The following is an 18,553-nucleotide window of genomic DNA, read 5'->3' on the forward strand; positions in this document are numbered from 1 at the left end:
GATCCCAGACATGCCGCCAGACGGCGTTTTCTGCCATACTAAGCCCTTATTTTGTCCCTGCTCCAGGAGCCACGAATGGAATTTACCGCCGGGCTGATCCCGCTTGAAACCGCGCTTGAACAGATGCTGTCCCGTATTACCCCGCCGTCCGAAACGGAAACATTACCGCTGCTGCAGGCCACAGGACGCATCACCGCTGCCCCCGTCACCTCCCCGCTGGATGTCCCGGGTTTCGACAACTCAGCGATGGACGGATATGCGGTGCGTCTGGCGGATATCAAAGCCGGTGGCGCGCTGCCTGTCGCAGGTAAAGCGTTTGCCGGGCAGCCGTTCAACGGCGAATGGCCCGCTGGAACCTGCGTGCGCATCATGACCGGCGCACCAATCCCTGCCGGGGCCGAAGCCGTAGTCATGCAGGAAGAGACGGAAGTGACCGAAAGCGGCGTGCGCTTTAACGCCGTCGTGAAGAACGGGCAGAACATTCGCCGCCGCGGCGAGGATATCCATCAGGGCGCCAGCGTGCTGGCCGCAGGCGTGAAGCTGACCGCCGCCGAGCTGCCGCTGATTGCCTCTCTCGGCATCCCGGAAGTGAAGGTCTACCGCAAAGTGCGCGCGGCGGTGTTTTCCACCGGCGACGAGCTCCAGCTTCCCGGCCAGCCGCTGGCCGAAGGCCAAATCTACGATACCAACCGCCTGGCGGTTCACATCATGCTGGAGCAGCTGGGCTGCGAAGTTATCGACCTCGGCATCGTTCGTGATGACCAGGATGCCCTGCGCGCGGTGTTTAACGAAGCGGACAGCCGCGCAGACGTCGTCATCAGCAGCGGCGGCGTTTCGGTGGGCGAAGCCGATTACACCAAACAAATCCTTGAAGAGCTGGGCGAAGTCGGCTTCTGGAAGCTGGCGATTAAGCCAGGCAAACCTTTTGCCTTTGGACGCCTGAAAAATAGCTGGTTCTGCGGCCTGCCGGGTAATCCGGTTTCCGCGGCACTGACGTTCTACCAGCTCGTACAGCCGCTGCTGGCTAAGCTGAGCGGTCAGCAAATCAACCCTCTTCCACCGAGAATGCGCGTGCGTACCGTCGGCAAGCTGAAGAAATCCCCGGGCCGCCTCGACTTCCAGCGTGGCATTTTGCGCCGCAACGAGCAGGGTGACCTCGAAGTATTGAGCACCGGGCACCAGGGCTCGCATATTTTCAGCTCCTTTAGCCAGGCCAACTGCTTTGTGGTGCTGGAGCGCGAGCGCGGCAACGTAGAAGCCGGAGAATGGGTTGAGGTCGAGCCGTTTAACCCGCTGTTCGGAGGCTGAGATGGTCGAGCTTAGCGATGAGGAAATGCTGCGCTATAACCGCCAGATTGTGCTGCGCGGCTTTGACTTTGACGGCCAGGAGAAGCTGAAAGCTTCCCGGGTTCTCATCGTCGGGCTGGGCGGGCTGGGCTGTGCGGCGGCCCAGTATCTGGCGGCGGCGGGCGTGGGGCATCTTACTCTGCTCGATTTCGATACCGTTTCGCTCTCCAACCTTCAGCGCCAGACGCTGCACAGCGATGCGACCATTGGTCAACCTAAGGTGGATTCTGCGCGGGATTCACTGGCGGCGATCAATCCGCACATCCGGCTTGAGACGGTTAATGCCCAGCTTGAAGAGCCGCAGCTTGATGAGCTGGTAGCAAAGCATGATGTCGTGCTGGACTGCACCGATAACGTGGCTATCCGCAACCAGCTTAACCGCTGCTGCCACAGGCAGAAAAAACCGCTGGTTTCCGGGGCGGCGATCCGCATGGAAGGCCAGATAAGCGTGTTCACCTGGCAGGAGAAGGAGCCCTGCTACCGCTGCCTGAGCCGTCTGTTTGGCGAAAGTACGCTGAGCTGCGTGGAGGCGGGCGTCATGGCGCCGCTGGTCGGGATTATTGGCTCGCTGGAAGCGATGGAAGCCATCAAGCTGCTGGCAAACTACGGCACGCCGGCCCGCGGGAAAATCGTGCTTTACGATGCGATGACCTGCCAGTTCAGAGAGATGAAGCTGGCGCGAAACCCGCAGTGTGAAGTTTGCGGATAAGCATGAAAAAAGGGGATATTGCTATCCCCTTTCACTTTTAGACCGCCAGGTCAGTGAGCATCACCTTGGCGATTTCGAAGTAGATCAGCAGCCCGGTTCCGTCGATTAAGGTCGTAATAAACGGCGCGGAGACAACCGCCGGGTCGATATTCACCTTACGCAGCAGCATCGGAATAATCGATGAAACAATCGCGCTCCAGACGGTGATGGCGATAAGCGTCAGGCTCACCACCATCATCACTTCCATGCCCACACCCAGCATCCACGCCCGAATAAAGCCGGCGGTGCCAATCGTTAAGGCAATGAGCACCGAGGCCGAGATCTCCTTACGCAGGATAGCGCCCAAATCCTTTAGCCCCACTTCGCCGAGCGCCATCGCCCTGACCAGCGTGGAGGTGATCTGCGTGCCGGTATTGCCGCCGGTGCCGATCAGCAACGGAATAAAGAACGCCAGCGCAATCGCCGCTTCAAGCTGATCCTCAAATGATTTAATGACCGAGCTGGTGTAGGCCTCGGCCACGAACAGCAGCAGCAGCCAGACCGAGCGTTTGCGCCACAGCGTAATGACGCTGCTTTGCAGATAAGGCGTTTCCAGCGGTGACGAAGCGCCCTGCAGCTGGCTGTCCAGCGTGTTTTCGTCTTCCAGTAGCTGAGCGATTTCCTGCGGGCCCAGCACGCCTTTAAGCTTGCCGTAACTCAGCACGGGAATGTAGTTACAGGCCGCCTTTTTAATTTCGACGCAAGCTTCATGGCGCGTTTTTTCCGGCGCTAATGAGAACCCTACTGCCCTTATCAGGTCACTCAGCAGCGCGTCTTTCTCCGCCTGCAGCAGTGATTTTACCGGCACCATGCCAAAGAGATGACCATCATCGTCCACCACAAATATCTGCGACGGGATCTGCTCATTTTTAATGCCAGAGCAGAACAAGTCCTGCGCCTCAGCCACCGAAGTGCCCGGCGATAAAGCGATGTAGTCCTGGCTCAGGTAGGCCAGCACGGTGTTTTGTGAATCTGAGGATGGCAGTTTGACGGATACGGCCAAAGAAGCGCGCGAGTGCGCTGAGGTATTGGTTGAAAAGGTCATGATTTTTCCCCGGTTACTGTTTTAAAAAAATAAACAGTCCTCATCCTGGGGCGAAGCAAGATATGAGAGTGCTGACGCTATCTCCATGTCTCGGTTTTAGCACTGTACAACGTATCCCCAAAAGCGGGGGAAGTTACCTGGGGTTATACCTTCGTTCGATATAACCTGTCCTAATCTTGGGCGTCTCTCGACGTCGTCAGATCAGCAACCTATGTTTGTACAGGAGCCTCGCCTAACGAGATACTGCAAGTCTTCCGCGGCCTATAGTAGGGATTTAAACGTCGGGTGCAACCCAAAGAGCCTGCGTTGTTTAGGGTTTATTTATGCTCGGCTTAGTGGGGCGATAACCCGCGCTGATGCGAGATTAAGCTGTCTTTGCCTGATGGAGAGAAGCGTCGGCTGCTGGTGAATGACGTGGAATGTGAGGTGTGGGGGCTGTCATTGCCTCTCACCCAGGCCCTCTTCCCAAAGGGGCGAGGGGGAAAACAGGGGGAGCAATACCTATAATTCGATCTGTCCCCTCTCCCTTTTAGGGAGAGGGTTAGGGTGAGGGTAAAATTACCCGTCGATCCCTTTACTACGCAGGTAATCTTCGTAGCCACCGGTGAAGTCAATCACGCGTTCTGGGGTAATTTCCAGTACGCGGGTTGCCAGAGAGCTAACAAATTCACGATCGTGGGAAACGAAGATCAGCGTACCCTGGTACATCTCCAGCGCCATGTTAAGGGACTCGATGGATTCCATATCCAGGTGGTTCGTCGGTTCGTCCATGATCAGGATGTTTGGTTTTTCCATCATCAGCTTGCCGAACAGCATGCGGCCCTTTTCGCCACCGGACAGCACTTTAGCCGGCTTTTTGATGTCGTCCTGGCTGAAGAGTAAACGGCCCAGAATGCTGCGCACCGCCTGTTCGTCATCGCCCTCTTGCTTCCACTGGCTCATCCAGTCGAATACCGTAAGATCGTTTTCGAACTCGTATTCGTGATCCTGCGCATAGTAGCCAATCTGCGCATTTTCAGACCATTTCGCGCTGCCGCTTTCTGGGGTCAGTTCACCAACCAGGGTTTTCAGCAGGGTGGATTTACCCACGCCGTTGGCACCCAGAATGGCAATCTTCTCGCCCACTTCCAGCAGCAGGTTGAAGTTTTTAAACAATGGACCGTTCTCAAACCCTTTGGTCAGCGCTTCAACTTCAAGCGCGTTACGGAACAGTTTTTTATCCTGCTCGAAGCGGATGAACGGGTTCTGGCGGCTGGAGGCCTTCACTTCGTCCAGCTTGATTTTATCAATCTGACGGGCACGAGAGGTCGCCTGACGGGATTTGGAGGCGTTAGCGCTGAAGCGGCTCACGAAGGACTGCAGGTCAGCAATCTGCGCTTTCTTTTTCGCGTTGTCAGCCAGCAGACGCTCACGCGCCTGGGTCGCCGCCGTCATGTATTCGTCGTAGTTGCCCGGATAAACGCGCAGCTCGCCGTAGTCCAGGTCAGCCATATGGGTGCAGACCATGTTCAGGAAGTGACGGTCGTGCGAGATAATAATCATGGTGCTGTCACGTTCGTTCAGCGTCTGCTCCAGCCAACGGATAGTGTCGATGTCCAGGTTGTTCGTTGGTTCGTCGAGCAGTAGGATGTCCGGGTTAGAGAACAGCGCCTGTGCCAACAGGACGCGCAGTTTCCAGCCTGGCGCGACTTCGCTCATCGGGCCGTAATGCTGTTCCAGCGGAATACCCACGCCAAGCAGCAGTTCACCGGCACGCGCTTCTGCGGTGTAACCGTCCATCTCGCCGTATTTCACTTCGAGGTCGGCAACTTTGTAACCGTCCTCTTCGCTCATTTCCGGCAGGGCATAAATGCGGTCGCGTTCCTGCTTCACTTCCCACAGCTCGCCGTGGCCCATGATAACCGTATCGAGCACGGTGAATTTCTCGAAGGCGAACTGATCCTGACGCAGCTTACCGATGCGCTCGTTTGGATCGAGAGAAACGTTGCCCAGCGTCGGCTCTAAGTCCCCGCCGAGAATTTTCATGAACGTGGATTTGCCACTTCCGTTAGCGCCGATCAGGCCGTAACGGTTGCCGCCGCCAAATTTGACGGAGATATTTTCGAACAGCGGTTTGCTGCCAAACTGCATGGTAACGTTGCTGGATACAAGCACTGGTATGTCCTGGAGAAATAAGTTGTCGAGATTTTGGAATGTGATTTCGGCCACATTATGCCATAACTATGATAAAGGGTCGCCCCGCATCTTCACCGTACAATAGTTAATCAGTGTGAAAAAATTGTGATTTCATCCACATCTGATTTCCCAGATGAGTGTAATGCACATATAATGCGCGGCTGAATCATCCATAAACACTCACTAGCTGGCCCGTCTGGCATAACACTTCGCACAACATGAATATAAAATTACGCTCGCTCTTACTGGCTTTTGTGGCTGTCGCGTCTTTCTCAGCTTCCGCCGTGACCTATCCGTTACCGACCAACGGCAGCCGCCTGGTGGGTGAAAATCAGGTTATCACTATTCCGGAAGGCAGCACCGCGCCGCTGGAAGAGTATGCCGCACAGTACCAGATGGGACTGTCTAACATGCTGGAAGCTAACCCGGGGATTGACCCATACCTGCCGAAAGCCGGAACCATCCTGAACATCCCTCAGCAGCTGATCCTGCCGGACACCGTGCATGAAGGGATTGTGATCAACAGCGCGGAAATGCGCCTCTACTATTACCCGAAAGGCACCAACACCGTTATCGTGCTGCCAATCGGTATCGGCCAGCTGGGTAAAGACACCCCGATTAACTGGACCACCAAGGTAGAGCGTAAGAAAAACGGCCCAACCTGGACGCCTACCGCGAAGATGCATGCTGAATACGCTGCAGCCGGCACGCCGCTGCCGGCCGTTGTGCCAGCCGGCCCGGATAACCCGATGGGCCTGTACGCGCTGTACATCGGTAATCTGTATGCCATTCACGGCACCAACGCCAACTTCGGTATCGGCCTGCGCGTAAGCCACGGCTGCGTGCGTCTGCGTAACGAAGACATCAAGTTCCTGTTCGACAACGTGCCGGTCGGCACCCGCGTTCAGTTCATTGATGAGCCGGTAAAAGCCACCACCGAGCCGGACGGCAGCCGCTACATCGAAGTTCACAACCCGCTTTCTACTACCGAAGCGCAGTTCAACTCCGGTGAAATCGTGCCAATCAAGCTGACCAGCAGCGTACAGAAAGTCACCGCTCAGTCCGACGTTGATACCACCGTTGTTGACCAGGCGATTCAGAACCGTTCCGGCATGCCGGTTCGCCTGAACTAAGCTAAAAGTAATTGAATCAAGGCGGCCTCCGGGCCGCTTTTTTATTGCCTAAAATCAGCCGGGCAACCTTCACGCAGGGAATGTTTGTTATGCTCATAATTCATGTTGTGATGGATAGCACAATTTCGAGTTTAATTGTATGATGAATGCGTTTCTTAAAGGGTAACCTCCATGCGCAACTCGTTCACCGTAATCTGGCAGTATCTTCGCGCTTTTGTCTTAATTTACCTGTGCTTATATGCCGGTATTTTCGTCGCGTCGCTGCTGCCCATCGTCATCCCTGGCAGCATCATCGGCATGCTGATTTTGTTTGTGCTGCTGTCGCTACAAATCCTGCCGGCGAAGTGGGTAAAACCCAGCTGTCACCTGCTGATTCGCTATATGGCCCTGCTGTTCGTGCCTATTGGCGTCGGCGTTATGCAGTACTACGACGTGCTGAAGGCCCAGTTTGGCCCGGTGGTGGTTTCCTGTTTAATCAGTACGCTGGTGGTGCTTGTTATCGTGAGCTGGAGCTCGCACCTGGTACACGGCGAAAGAAAAGTGATTGGTGAAGGCGAGGCAGAGAAAAAATGATGCACTTTATATGGTGGTCTTTACCGTTAACGCTGGTGGTGTTTTTCGCCGCTCGCAAACTGGCTGCCCGGCTGAAATCCCCGCTATTAAACCCGCTGCTGGTTTGCATGGTGGTAATCATTCCTTTTCTGCTGGTCACGGGTATTCCTTACGACCACTATTTTAAAGGCAGCGAAGTGCTCAACGACCTGCTGCAGCCGGCCGTCGTGGCGCTGGCCTTCCCGCTTTACGAGCAAATTCACCAAATTCGTGCCCGCTGGAAGTCTATTATCACCATCTGCTTTATTGGCAGCATGGTGGCGATGTCAACCGGCACCTCCATTGCATTGCTGATGGGAGCTTCCCCTGAAATCGCCGCCTCGGTGCTGCCAAAATCCGTTACCACGCCGATTGCGATGGCGGTGGGCGGCGGCATTGGCGGTATTCCGGCGATTAGCGCTGTCTGCGTTATCTTCGTCGGCATTCTCGGCGCCGTGTTTGGCCATACGCTGCTGAACATGATGCGCATCAGCACCAAGGCCTCACGCGGCCTGGCGATGGGCACCGCCTCGCACGCGTTGGGGACGGCCCGCTGTGCTGAACTTGACTTCCAGGAGGGCGCTTTTAGCTCGCTGGCGCTGGTCATTTGTGGGGTCATGACGTCGCTAATAGCGCCATTTTTATTCCCGGTACTGTTGAAACTCTTCGGCTAAAACTTGCGAGAGATCGCGCATTTTCATATTTGTTTTCATAAGTTGCACAAACAATTAGAAGTAGATCACATATTCAGCCTATACAGATCCGTAAACTACGTTTCCGTTACCCTTAATGAGGCTTTAACATGCGTTCACGTTTTGATGCCGCCGTTGTGCAACTCCCCGCCGCGCTGCAAAGCGCTTTGCAACCCCTGCTTGCCGACGAACACTTTCCGGCCATGTTTACAGCGGAACAGGTTGAAGCGCTAAAACATCAAACCGGGCTGGGCGACGACGACCTGGCTTTCGCCCTGCTGCCGCTGGCCGCTGCCTGCGCCCGTGCAGACCTCTCGCATTTTAACGTGGGTGCCGTGGCTCGCGGCGTAAGCGGTAATCTCTACTTTGGCGGCAATATGGAGTTTCTGGGCGCCACGATGCAGCAAACCGTGCACGCCGAACAAAGCGCCATTACCCACGCGTGGATGCGCGGTGAAAAAGGCCTGGTCGATATCACCGTCAACTACACGCCCTGCGGGCACTGCCGTCAGTTCATGAACGAGCTGAACAGCGGCACGGCTCTGCGCATTCACCTGCCGGGGCGCAAACCTTCTACGTTGGGTGAGTATCTGCCGGATGCCTTTGGCCCGCGCGATCTGGACATCAACACGCTGCTACTGGATGAAGAAAATCACGGTTTTGCCCTGAAAGGCGATACCCTGACCCAAGCCGCTCTCATTGCCGCAAACCGAAGCCATGCGCCATACAGCAAAGCCCCGGCGGGTGTCGCTCTGGAAATGACCGACGGTAAAATTTTTACCGGTTCTTATGCGGAAAACGCCGCTTTCAACCCTTCCCTACCCCCCCTGCAGGCCGCGCTGAACCTGCTGTCGCTTAATGGTTATGACTACCCGCAAATTAAACGCGCCGTGCTGGCAGAAAAGGCTGATGCACCGCTGCTGCAGTGGGATGCCACATCAGCAACCCTGAAAGCGCTGGGTTGTGAGAACGTAGAACGCGTCCTGCCCGGGCAATAATTATCCGCTGCGGGTGTACCCACACCCGCATTGTTGAAATTTGCCCCAACCAAACCCGCGTTTCTTGCTCTTGAGTGCCGGGTAAAGTAGCCTTGGATAAAATTCCACCCTGCGAATGAGTCTGCAAGTTCATGTTGAAGCGCGTGTTTTACAGCCTGCTTATTCTTATCGGCTTAACGCTAGTAACTGCGCTCGGTCTCGACCGCTGGATTAGCTGGAAAACCGCCCCCTACGTTTACGATGAGCTGCAGGATCTGCCCTACCGTCAGGTCGGTGTGGTGCTGGGTACCGCCAAATATTACCGCACCGGTGTCATCAACCAATATTACCTGTACCGTATTCAGGGTGCGCTGAACGCCTACAACAGCGGCAAAGTGAACTACCTGCTGCTTAGCGGTGACAACGCGCAGCAAAGCTATAATGAACCGATGACGATGCGCAAAGATCTGATTGCCGGTGGTGTTGATCCTGCGGATATCGTGCTGGATTACGCCGGTTTCCGTACGCTGGACTCTATCGTTCGCACCCGAAAAGTCTTTGATACCAACGATTTCATTATCATTACCCAACGCTTCCACTGCGAACGTGCGCTGTTTATTGCCCAGCATATGGGGATTCAGGCGCAGTGCTACGCCGTACCTTCCCCGAAAAATATGCTCACCGTGCGTACGCGTGAATTTGGCGCTCGTCTCGGTGCACTGGCAGATTTGTACCTCTTCAAACGCGAGCCGCGTTTTCTGGGGCCGTTAGTGCCTATTCCAGCACAGCAGGAAGTGCCGGAGGACGCGCAGGCCTACCCGGCAGTCACGCCGGAACAGCTGCTGGAGTTGCAGAAAAAAGAGAAGAAATAATATGAGTAGCGGAGAAATATTTACCACCATCGTGCTTATTATCATCTCGCCGCTGTACCTCTGGACAGCCTACAAAGGCTGGAAAACGGGTGCTGTCGATATCATGGTGAAGGGAGCGGCCAAGCCCGTATTTGCCTACCGGGACAGCCAGCCCTTTAAATTCTGGATCCACGTCATCAGCTACGTTGCGGTAAGCTTAGCTTTGCCTCTGTTTGCGCTTTATCTGTTCGTATTTTGAAGGCATAGAAAAGCCCGCAACGAATCGTGCGGGCTTTTTTGCAAACGGCGGAGATTATTTCTTACGCGCGTACTTCAGGGAGTCCAGCGCAACGGCGAAGATGATAATGCCGCCCTTGATGATGTACTGCCAGTAAGGGTTCACGCCGATATAGGTCAGACCGTAGTTGATTACCGTAAAGATGATTACCCCGGTGACCACGCCAATTACCGTCCCCACCCCGCCGCTAAACGACACACCGCCAACGACGCACGCCGCAATCGCATCCAGCTCGTACATAAAGCCAAGGTTGTTGGTCGCAGAGCCAATACGGCCCGCTTCCAGCATCCCACCAAAGGCATAGAATACGCCGGAGAGGGCATAAATCATGATCAGGTTCAGCGCAACGTTAACGCCGGAGACTTTCGCCGCTTCCGGGTTACCACCGATGGCGAAGATGTTTTTCCCGAAGCGGGTTTTATTCCACAGCACCCAAACGAAGAACACCGCAAACAGGGCATAGAACGTGATGTAGGAGAGGCGGAAACTGCCCAGCGCGATAAAGCCCTGCGTAAACATCGAGAAATGAGAGTCAAAGCCGGAAATTGGCGACGCGCCCACAAAGTCGTAATACAGGGAGTTAATCCCGTAGACGATGATCATGGTGCCCAGGGTGGTGATAAACGGCGTCACGTTCAGGTAAGCGATAATAATCCCGTTCACCAGACCAATGACCGCGCCCACGGCACAAACAATCAGCAGTACCAGCGGAATCGGCATGGTGTGCATGTCCGGGAACACCTTGTTGACGTTGTCCATCGACTGGAGAAGCGTCGCCGCGACAACCGCCGCCAGGCCAACCTGGCGCCCTGCGGACAGGTCCGTCCCCTGGGTCACAATCAGCCCGGCCACGCCCAGCGCGATGATAATACGCACCGAGGATTGAGTCAGAATGTTACTCAGGTTAAGCAGGCTTAAAAACGTCGGATCCTGGAAAATAATAATCGCCAGCAGCACCAGCAGCACCACGTAGATGCCGCCCTCTTTTAGATAAGTTAGAAAACTCTTCTTATTTAACGCACTCATTTTTAATAGCCCCTAAATCATCACAGGTGCACAGACGCAAGACGTAAGATTTCGTTCTGCGTTGTTGTTTTGGTGTCTACAATTCCAGCCACGAGCCCGTTGCTCATCACCAGAATACGGTCTGTAATCCCTAACAATTCCGGCATCTCGGACGAAATGATAATGATCCCTTTCCCTTTTTTGGCAAGCTCAGCAATCAGCTGGTAAATCTCAAACTTGGCGCCTACATCAATGCCGCGCGTCGGTTCATCCAGCATCAGAATTTCCGGTTGAGTCAGCAGCCAGCGGCCGATGATGACCTTTTGCTGGTTACCGCCGGACAGCGAGCCGATGGAGGTACGGTGCCCCGGCGTTTTCACACGCATAGAGTCGATAACCCACTGGGTATCGCTTTTCATGCGGGAGTTATCCAGCAGGCCGACCTTGTTTTTGTAGTTACGAATATTGGAAATGAGTGAGTTAAAGCCGATATCCAGGTAGGCGTAGATCCCGGTAGAGCGGCGCTCTTCGGTGACCAGCGCAAAGCCGTGATTTATAGCTTCGTTCGCGTTGCTGTTATTAATCTTTTTGCCGTGCAGCTTAATGGTGCCGCCAGATTTTTCGCGGATACCAAACAGCGTTTCCACAATGTCGGTACGCTTCGCGCCGACGAGGCCCGCAATGCCGAGGATTTCACCTTTATGTAAATCAAAGGAGATATCGCGAATCGACGGCTGGCGCAGCGAAGTCAGGTTGCGTACTTCGAGTATCACTTCGCCCGGCACGTTGGATTTGTCCGGGAAACGCTGGTTCAGGGAGCGGCCCACCATCATGGCGATGATTTTGTCCATATCCAGCCCTTCCAGAGGCTGGGTGGCAATCCACTGCCCGTCGCGCAAAATAGTAATTTCATCGCATAGCTGGAATATTTCTTCCATTTTATGGGAGATATAAACAATACCGCAGCCGCGATCTTTTAATTTGCGGATAATTTTAAAAAGATGATTAACTTCTTTTTCCGTCAGCGAGGACGTTGGTTCATCCATAATAACGATTTTGGCGTTATAGGAGAAAGCTTTGGCAATTTCAATCATCTGCATTTGAGAAACGGACAACGTACCGACGCGGGCTCTCGGGTCGATATCAATATCCAGTTCGTCAAATATCTCTTTGGTGTCGCGGTACATCTTATCCTGATCGACAAACACGCCTTTGGTCGGGTAACGCCCGAGCCACATGTTGTCCATCACGGTGCGCTGTAGGACCAGGTTAAGCTCCTGGTGCACCATAGAAATACCGTTTTCCAGCGCCTCTTTGGTGCTGCTGAAATTGACCTCTTTCCCCTGAAAAAGGATGCTGCCGGAATCTTTGCTGTAGATCCCAAAAAGGCATTTCAATAATGTCGATTTGCCCGCACCATTCTCCCCCATCAGGGCGTGAATAGAGTGTGGACGCACTTTTAAATTAACATTATCCAGTGCCTTAACGCCGGGGAAGGATTTATTAATGCCGGTCATTTCCAGCAAAAACTCCGACGGCGTAGCTGAGTTATTGTCGACCATAATTATACCTGTGTCGCTGAGTAACCTGCCTAAAGCCGGGCGCAGGAATCTGCGCCCGTGTACAACCAAAAACGTTATACCCTAAATAATTTGAGTTGCAGGACAAAAGACTTTCAAGTCTTTTGAACAGCGCATTGCGCTGGCCCCTTCGGGGCGAGGCTCTGCCGAGTAACGCAACAAGCTCGGGAATCCCCAGGCGCTTACATCAAGTAAGAAACTGGGGTGAGCGAGTGCAGTTAACGCCCCTGCGGCTCGAAGTATGACGGGTATTATTTGCCGATAAACTGTGCGAGGTTGTCTTTATCCACGCCTACATAAGGTACGCGTACGATTTTGTTCTCAATCTTCCAGTTAGTGCCTTCAGCGGCTGGTTTACCGTCGGCCAGGTTTTTCGCCAGGTCAAAGGTCGCTTTCGCCTGGTTGTTAGCGTCGTTCAGCACGGTACCGGCCATTGCACCGGATTTCACCAGTGCCAGCGCTTCCGGCAGGGCATCTACGCCGAACACTGGAATTGAGGTTTTGTTGTGCGCTTTCAGCGCTTCTACCGCACCCATGGCCATTGCATCATTGTTGGCGATTACCACTTCAATTTTGTTAGCGTTCGGGCCAGAGAGCCAGGCGTCCATTTTGTCTTTAGCCTGAGCGGTGTCCCACATTGCGGTATCCAGCTGCAGCTGCTGAGTTTTCAGACCTTTGTCGTTCAGCTCTTTGATAACGTAAGTGGTACGCGCTTCGGCATCCGGATGGCCCGGTTCGCCTTTCAGCAGCACGAACTGCACCTGACCGTCTTTGTTCAGATCCCATGCCGGGTTAGCCGCCCAGTGCTTGGCGATCAGGTCGCCCTGAATGATCCCGGACTCTTTGGAGTCAGTACCCACGTAGTAAGCTTTGTCGTAGCTATCCAGCGCCTTGCGGGATGGCTCTTTGTTGAAAAACACGACCGGGACGTTTTGCGCACGTGCTTTTTCGATAACGGTGCCCGCTGCGGCCGGGTCAACCAGGTTGATGGCCAGCGCTTTCACGCCTTTTGCCAGCAGAACGTCGATCTGGTCGTTCTGTTTGGACTGGTCGTTCTGGGAGTCGTTCATCAGCAGCTGCACATCTGGCGACGCTTTAGCATCTTTCTCGATGGCCTTACGAACCACTGACATGAAGTTGTCGTCGTATTTATAAATGGTCACACCAATACGGTCAGCAGCGTTCGCAGCGGCACCAAACAGCATGCAGGACATCACGGCGGACAGGGTCAAAACCTTCTTATTCATGGTATCTCCGGTTTTTATTTTGCAGGGTAGTTCGCGTTCGAAACCAGGCAGGACAGTAATGTTATTAAAAAGTTACTGAATGCCGAAGTTATCCTAAAATAATTGCACTTCCGTGTTCGGTAACAATCCAATACTGCGTTTTTATGGTCGTCTTTGGCCTTATCACGATGCTAAAAGTGAGTAGTCACCGTTACATCGTGTTTCAGCTGATAAAACGCTGACATAATAGTCAGCGCAATGTTAATTAACTGTGAATTTACTCACAGATTGAAACCGGTTACATCTAACTCTTTGACAGCGGAGTGATCGACGCCACATTTTGCTTTATCGCCACCGAATGACGGCGGACTAAAGTCGGCATAAAACAGTGCGTTACATCACGATCCAGCTGGCCTGCCGCGCCCTGTAACGCCAGTTCGGTCGCCAGGCGAGCCATCGAAACCACCGGATAGCGCACGGTTGTCAGCTGCGGGTCGGTATAACGGGCGATAGGAATATCGTCAAAGCCGATAATCGAGACATGCTGCGGCACGACAATGCCGTTGTCTTTCAGCGCCGTTAGCGCGCCGGCGGCCATACTGTCGTTATAAGAGAAGACTGCGCTGAGCTGCAGGTTTCGCCCCAGCAGCTCAACCATTGCCGCCTCGCCGCCCTGCATGTCTGGCGTCCCCATGCCAACCCACGCTTCCGGCGGCACGATCCCCTGCTCCGCCAGCGCCTGTAGCCAGCCCTGATGGCGCTGGTCGTTATCTTCAATCTGATGGCTGGAGGCCAGATAACCGATACGCGAATGCCCCTGATTCAGCAGCATACGCGTAGCCATTACCGCGCCGCTGACGTTATCCAGACAAACGCAGCGGTGAGCGTAGCCGGGCACCAGACGGTTTATCAGCACCATGCCGGGCACTTGTTCAAGGAAAACGGCAAGCTCCGCATCGCTCAGCGCCTTGGCGTGAACAATCAGGGCGCTACACCGCTGACGGATCAGGACCTCGATGGCATGTCGCTCTTTTTCTTCCTGGTGATAGCTATTGCCGATCAGTAAATATTTATTGTGCTGCTGGGCAACCATATCCACGGCTTTGACCAACGCCCCGAAGAAGGGATCGGAGACGTCCATCACCACCACGCCGATGGTGTCGCTAACCTGGGTGGCCAGCGCTTGCGCATTGGCGTTTGGACGGTAGCCCAGCTCAGCAACCGCCTGCATGACGTTTTCGCGCGTTTCCGGGCTGACCAGCGCGCTGTTATTTAATACTCGGGATACTGTCGCTACTGAAACCCCGGCGATACGGGCAACGTCACGAATGGTAATCGGCGTTGGGGGAGTCGGTCTCATAGGTGCACCCTGTTTTAGGCAAGGTGGCTATTTTGCGGGGAGTGAGGGGCGGCGTGGCGTGAAGTCGATCACAGCGATGAAAGCGGTTACATACAATTCGTTAACCTTTGTGACGAATATCATTATCTCCGTGCTTTGCGTAACGCATCCCCTGAAGCACGAGCGGTTAACTGCCGCCAGAGCCATTCCACCGGCCCCTGACGGAAGTAACGCAGCCAGAGCACCGACAGCAGGATGTTCACCGCCCACACGGCGGGCACAAAGGCCAGCAGCGCGAGACGGTCGAATTTCATATATAAACCAAAGCGATAGAACAAGGTTGTGCAGATGAGCGTTTGCAGCAGGTAGTTCGTCAGCGCCATCCGCCCGACGCAGGCAATCCAGCCCACCAGCCTGAAGCGCGAAAGCTGAGGCCAGAACCCCCACGCCAGCGCGGCGTAGCCAATAGCCTGAAACGGTGCGCTCAGCTCGCGTGGCGCCTGTAACAGCAACGCACACCAGCGGTAATCCCACTTCAGGTGCCACTGGGCCAAAATTGCCGGCAGATTAATCGCCATGCCGATGACGATCAAAATGGCACCGGCTCGGCGGTAATGCTTCAGGCTAAACTCCCCTTTCAGCCAGCCGCTGCGCATCAGAGCCGCGCCGATGAGCATCATGCCCGCCAGCTGCCAGCCGTACTGCGCGCCCAGCGCCACCAGGTTTGAAGAGAGTAAATCCGCGCGGTTGCTGATGGCTTCGCTACCGCCGCTCAGCTTCCACCATCGCTCATACTGCAGATTAGCCGCATCCGGCACCCAGGAACGGTTAAGACCGTCACCTGAAATCACGCCGAGCAGCACCAGCACGCCAATGCCGATGAGGTACAGCACGACGCCGGTCTTAAAGAGCTGATTTTGCCCGGTTGCGTCACGAATCAGCCGCCAGCACACCAGCCCTGTCAGGCCGTAAGCCAGCAGAATGTCGCCGTCCCAGAGCAGCAGCGCGTGGATAAAGCCCAGCAATACCAGCAGCGTGAGCCGCGACTGGATCCAGCGTGAGCCGCGAGCCAGCAGCATTTGCAGGCCCGCCCCAAACAGCAGCGCGAAAAGCGTGAGAAATTTAACTTCGGCAAACAGATCCATTACCGCCCAGGTCCAGGCGTCACGGGAGGTTATTTCGCCATACCAGGCCGGGTTGAGATAAGCCGCCTTCGGCAGGCCAAAGGCGACAATATTAAGCAGCAGGATGCCCAGAATGGCGGTACCGCGGACGAAGTCCAGGGTGACATTTCTCTCCACGGATACCTGCCTGGGGAATTAATTGTGGCGTACTGCGCGCAGGAACTCCTGACGCGTATTCTGGCTGGACTTAAACAGGCCACCGAGTGACGTGGTGGTGGTCGCGCTGGTAGCGTCTTTCACGCCACGTGCTTTCACGCAGTAATGCACGGCATCAATGGAAACCGCCACGTTGTTGGTGCCCAACAGCGTTTGCAGCGCGGTCAGGATCTGCTGGGTCAGGCGTTCCTGAACCTGCGGGCGCTGAGCAAAAAACTGCACGATGCGGTTAATTTTAGACAGGCCAATGACGGTATCTTTCGGGATATACGCCACGGTGGCTTTACCGTCGATAGTCACGAAGTGGTGCTCGCAGGTGCTGGTCAGGGTGATATCGCGCACGGTGACCATTTCATCAACCTTCATTTTATTTTCAATGACGGTGATTTTCGGGAAGTTCGCGTAGTCCAGGCCGGAGAAAATCTCATCGACATACATTTTGGCGATGCGATGCGGCGTTTCCATCAGGCTGTCGTCACTCAAATCGAGATTAAGCAGCTGCATGATTTCCGTCATATGGGCGGCAATCTGGCTTTTACGAGTTTCATTATCCAGTTCACGTAACGGCGGACGCAGCGGCGTTTCCAGACCGCGCGCCAGCAGCGCCTCATGAACCAGGGCGGCTTCTTTTGAGAGTGATGACATGCTGTTTTCTCCTGCAGGTGTGGCTGACCCCTGCCCTTCATGGGGCAAAGTGTCCGCTTATTGTGCGGCAGCACGTGCTTAGAATCCAGTAGTGCCGGGCATAATTATTGAAATCGAAATAACCGTTCATCGCCTGAGCGGGCGGAACAATACCGTTGCGGCCATAATGCGGGATGGCTAGACTCAGGTGAAGTGAAAGTTGTTCATAACTATTGAAAATATGTAAGGAGCCTCTGGATGGAATTACTGGAAGAACACCGATGTTTCGAAGGCTGGCAGCAGCGCTGGCGCCACCCGTCCACCGTGCTTAACTGCCCAATGACATTCAGTATTTTTCTCCCGCCTCCGGCGGGCACCGCGCCACCGCCGGTGATTTACTGGCTTTCCGGGCTGACCTGTAACGATGAAAACTTCACGACTAAAGCAGGCGCACAGCGCGTAGCGGCAGAGCTTGGCATTGTACTGGTGATGCCGGACACCAGCCCACGCGGCGAAGACGTGCCAAACGACGCGGGCTATGACCTGGGCCAGGGCGCAGGCTTTTACCTCAACGCTACCCAACAGCCGTGGTCAACGCACTTCCGCATGTATGACTACCTGCGCGATGAGCTGCCGCAGCTGATTGCGGATAATTTCAGCGTCAGCGAGAAAGCCTCAATCTTTGGCCACTCCATGGGCGGACACGGCGCGTTGATCATGGCGCTGAAAAACCCCGGCCGCTTCCGCTCGGTTTCTGCTTTTGCGCCTATCGTTAACCCCACCCGCGTCCCGTGGGGGCAAAAAGCCTTCAGGGCCTATCTCGGTGAAGATGAATCTTTGTGGCAAGAATGGGACAGTTGCTGCCTGCTGGGTAAAGCGCCGCCGTCAGCACAGCTGCCAACGCTTATCGATCAGGGGGATGACGATCAGTTCCTGGCCGACCAGCTAAGGCCAGAAGAGTTTGAAAAAGTCGCGCAGGAGAAAGGCTGGCCGCTGACGCTGCGCATTCAGCCGGGCTGCGACCACAGTTACTATTTCATCGCCACGTTTGTGGAGGATCATTTGCGTTTTCATGCGGAGCATTTGCGGGGATAGGGAGTTACCCTGGGGGCTGTCTCTTAGTAAGAAATATGCTCCAGGAAGAATCTGCTAAGGTTCCGTTCACTTCCAGTCCTGTTTCAGATGTCACCACTGAACCGGTGAACGTCTTAGGGAAGTCACCGTCACTCCCCTAAGAACCCGGACTCCCGGCCAAATAAATCGCCGCAAGCGGCAGACCTCCATTTTATCTCCCAGTCCTGGGACGGCTGAGATGCGTTCCCGACGTCCGGACCCTGGCCAGTCGGAGAGAAAACGGAGGCGATTTAAGCCGGAACCGTGCCTCGCTTCAAATCCGCAGCTACACAGAGCGTCACAGTCGCTGCAAGTCTCACAGCCACGCCCTTGTTCCCGGCTCTCATCGCCCCCGGTTATGACCCAACTCAGGCGGGGTTGAGCTGTCGGGAACAGCGAAAGAGAGCGATCGTCGGGAACGAATCGCGAACGACCCCGAATGTTTGGGTGATAGCCGGTGGGTTTACCG

Annotated in this window: 17 protein-coding genes and 1 riboswitch; of the genes, 9 read left to right on the plus strand and 8 right to left on the minus strand. The window is 54.9% G+C overall.

Annotated features, from left to right (window positions below):
* Positions 1-75 precede the first annotated feature (75 nt).
* Both moeA and moeB read left to right on the plus strand, forming a co-directional pair.
* Positions 76-1,308 (plus strand): molybdopterin molybdotransferase MoeA, encoded by a 1,233-nt coding sequence (gene moeA / locus VGM55_RS24685; RefSeq protein WP_331637032.1) that lies wholly within the window; start codon positions 76-78, stop codon positions 1,306-1,308.
* Position 1,309: 1 nt separating this feature from the next.
* Positions 1,310-2,056, plus strand: a complete 747-nt coding sequence (moeB, locus tag VGM55_RS24690; protein WP_154188044.1) for a molybdopterin-synthase adenylyltransferase MoeB — start codon at positions 1,310-1,312, stop codon at positions 2,054-2,056.
* A 37-nt stretch (positions 2,057-2,093) separates the two neighbouring features.
* On the opposite strand, the gene VGM55_RS24695 is transcribed toward moeB, so the two are convergent.
* Both VGM55_RS24695 and VGM55_RS24700 read right to left on the minus strand, forming a co-directional pair.
* The gene (locus tag VGM55_RS24695; protein ID WP_331637033.1) at positions 2,094-3,140 is read right to left on the minus strand and encodes a magnesium transporter; all 1,047 of its coding nucleotides are present in this window, start codon (positions 3,138-3,140) and stop codon (positions 2,094-2,096) included.
* A 74-nt stretch (positions 3,141-3,214) separates the two neighbouring features.
* Positions 3,215-3,387, minus strand: a riboswitch (M-box (ykoK) riboswitch).
* 311 nt (positions 3,388-3,698) lie between these two features.
* Positions 3,699-5,294 carry an ABC-F family ATPase gene (locus VGM55_RS24700; RefSeq protein WP_331637034.1) on the minus strand — a complete coding sequence of 532 codons (1,596 nt, stop codon included), beginning with the start codon at positions 5,292-5,294 and terminating at the stop codon, positions 3,699-3,701.
* Between the two features lie 239 nt (positions 5,295-5,533).
* Here VGM55_RS24700 and ldtB point away from each other — a divergent pair, with 239 nt between their 5' ends.
* From ldtB to VGM55_RS24730, 6 genes are all read left to right on the plus strand, one after another.
* Complete coding sequence (gene ldtB, locus VGM55_RS24705) at positions 5,534-6,448, plus strand: L,D-transpeptidase (protein ID WP_038481128.1); 915 nt, start codon at positions 5,534-5,536, stop codon at positions 6,446-6,448.
* Between the two features lie 171 nt (positions 6,449-6,619).
* Positions 6,620-7,021, plus strand: coding sequence for a CidA/LrgA family protein (locus VGM55_RS24710; protein WP_038481125.1), 402 nt, complete (start codon positions 6,620-6,622; stop codon positions 7,019-7,021).
* The gene (locus VGM55_RS24715) at positions 7,018-7,713 is read left to right on the plus strand and encodes a CidB/LrgB family autolysis modulator (RefSeq protein WP_085539965.1); all 696 of its coding nucleotides are present in this window, start codon (positions 7,018-7,020) and stop codon (positions 7,711-7,713) included. The genes VGM55_RS24710 and VGM55_RS24715 overlap by 4 nt, the downstream gene beginning before the upstream one ends.
* Positions 7,714-7,841: 128 nt before the next feature.
* Entirely contained in the window at positions 7,842-8,729 is an 888-nt protein-coding gene (cdd, locus tag VGM55_RS24720) for a cytidine deaminase (protein ID WP_154188046.1), read from the plus strand.
* A 131-nt stretch (positions 8,730-8,860) separates the two neighbouring features.
* A complete protein-coding gene (gene sanA, locus VGM55_RS24725; protein ID WP_154188047.1) occupies positions 8,861-9,580 on the plus strand; it encodes an outer membrane permeability protein SanA in 720 nt (239 codons plus the stop codon).
* A gap of 1 nt (position 9,581) precedes the next feature.
* Entirely contained in the window at positions 9,582-9,818 is a 237-nt protein-coding gene (locus tag VGM55_RS24730; RefSeq protein ID WP_154188048.1) for a DUF2542 family protein, read from the plus strand.
* A gap of 54 nt (positions 9,819-9,872) precedes the next feature.
* Here the strand turns inward: VGM55_RS24730 and mglC are convergent, their stop codons facing one another.
* The 6 genes from mglC to folE form a co-directional block, all read right to left on the minus strand.
* Positions 9,873-10,883 carry a galactose/methyl galactoside ABC transporter permease MglC gene (mglC, locus tag VGM55_RS24735; protein ID WP_154188049.1) on the minus strand — a complete coding sequence of 337 codons (1,011 nt, stop codon included), beginning with the start codon at positions 10,881-10,883 and terminating at the stop codon, positions 9,873-9,875.
* A 20-nt stretch (positions 10,884-10,903) separates the two neighbouring features.
* Positions 10,904-12,424 (minus strand): galactose/methyl galactoside ABC transporter ATP-binding protein MglA, encoded by a 1,521-nt coding sequence (gene mglA, locus VGM55_RS24740; protein WP_038481110.1) that lies wholly within the window; start codon positions 12,422-12,424, stop codon positions 10,904-10,906.
* Between the two features lie 269 nt (positions 12,425-12,693).
* A complete protein-coding gene (mglB, locus tag VGM55_RS24745) occupies positions 12,694-13,689 on the minus strand; it encodes a galactose/glucose ABC transporter substrate-binding protein MglB (RefSeq protein WP_039295399.1) in 996 nt (331 codons plus the stop codon).
* Positions 13,690-13,972: 283 nt separating this feature from the next.
* Positions 13,973-15,028, minus strand: a complete 1,056-nt coding sequence (gene galS, locus VGM55_RS24750; RefSeq protein WP_154188051.1) for an HTH-type transcriptional regulator GalS — start codon at positions 15,026-15,028, stop codon at positions 13,973-13,975.
* A 122-nt stretch (positions 15,029-15,150) separates the two neighbouring features.
* Positions 15,151-16,308 carry a DUF418 domain-containing protein YeiB gene (gene yeiB / locus VGM55_RS24755; RefSeq protein WP_331637035.1) on the minus strand — a complete coding sequence of 386 codons (1,158 nt, stop codon included), beginning with the start codon at positions 16,306-16,308 and terminating at the stop codon, positions 15,151-15,153.
* An 18-nt stretch (positions 16,309-16,326) separates the two neighbouring features.
* Entirely contained in the window at positions 16,327-16,992 is a 666-nt protein-coding gene (gene folE, locus VGM55_RS24760; protein ID WP_154188052.1) for a GTP cyclohydrolase I FolE, read from the minus strand.
* A gap of 237 nt (positions 16,993-17,229) precedes the next feature.
* Here folE and fghA point away from each other — a divergent pair, with 237 nt between their 5' ends.
* Positions 17,230-18,066 (plus strand): S-formylglutathione hydrolase, encoded by an 837-nt coding sequence (gene fghA / locus VGM55_RS24765; RefSeq protein ID WP_331637036.1) that lies wholly within the window; start codon positions 17,230-17,232, stop codon positions 18,064-18,066.
* The last annotated feature ends 487 nt before the right edge of the window (positions 18,067-18,553 follow it).

This window comes from Cedecea sp., from assembly GCF_036500665.1.
Classification (GTDB): domain Bacteria; phylum Pseudomonadota; class Gammaproteobacteria; order Enterobacterales; family Enterobacteriaceae; genus Cedecea.

What these genes read in the sequence shown, in the direction of transcription:
- moeA (WP_331637032.1), top strand. Translation starts at nt 76, where the DNA reads ATGGAATTTACCGCCGGGCTGATCCCGCTTGAAACCGCGCTTGAACAG.
- moeB (WP_154188044.1), top strand. Translation starts at nt 1,310, where the DNA reads ATGGTCGAGCTTAGCGATGAGGAAATGCTGCGCTATAACCGCCAGATT.
- VGM55_RS24695 (WP_331637033.1), bottom strand. Translation starts at nt 3,140, where the DNA reads ATGACCTTTTCAACCAATACCTCAGCGCACTCGCGCGCTTCTTTGGCC.
- ldtB (WP_038481128.1), top strand. Translation starts at nt 5,534, where the DNA reads ATGAATATAAAATTACGCTCGCTCTTACTGGCTTTTGTGGCTGTCGCG.
- VGM55_RS24710 (WP_038481125.1), top strand. Translation starts at nt 6,620, where the DNA reads ATGCGCAACTCGTTCACCGTAATCTGGCAGTATCTTCGCGCTTTTGTC.
- VGM55_RS24715 (WP_085539965.1), top strand. Translation starts at nt 7,018, where the DNA reads ATGATGCACTTTATATGGTGGTCTTTACCGTTAACGCTGGTGGTGTTT.
- cdd (WP_154188046.1), top strand. Translation starts at nt 7,842, where the DNA reads ATGCGTTCACGTTTTGATGCCGCCGTTGTGCAACTCCCCGCCGCGCTG.
- sanA (WP_154188047.1), top strand. Translation starts at nt 8,861, where the DNA reads ATGTTGAAGCGCGTGTTTTACAGCCTGCTTATTCTTATCGGCTTAACG.
- VGM55_RS24730 (WP_154188048.1), top strand. Translation starts at nt 9,582, where the DNA reads ATGAGTAGCGGAGAAATATTTACCACCATCGTGCTTATTATCATCTCG.
- mglC (WP_154188049.1), bottom strand. Translation starts at nt 10,883, where the DNA reads ATGAGTGCGTTAAATAAGAAGAGTTTTCTAACTTATCTAAAAGAGGGC.
- mglA (WP_038481110.1), bottom strand. Translation starts at nt 12,424, where the DNA reads ATGGTCGACAATAACTCAGCTACGCCGTCGGAGTTTTTGCTGGAAATG.
- mglB (WP_039295399.1), bottom strand. Translation starts at nt 13,689, where the DNA reads ATGAATAAGAAGGTTTTGACCCTGTCCGCCGTGATGTCCTGCATGCTG.
- galS (WP_154188051.1), bottom strand. Translation starts at nt 15,028, where the DNA reads ATGAGACCGACTCCCCCAACGCCGATTACCATTCGTGACGTTGCCCGT.
- folE (WP_154188052.1), bottom strand. Translation starts at nt 16,992, where the DNA reads ATGTCATCACTCTCAAAAGAAGCCGCCCTGGTTCATGAGGCGCTGCTG.
- fghA (WP_331637036.1), top strand. Translation starts at nt 17,230, where the DNA reads ATGGAATTACTGGAAGAACACCGATGTTTCGAAGGCTGGCAGCAGCGC.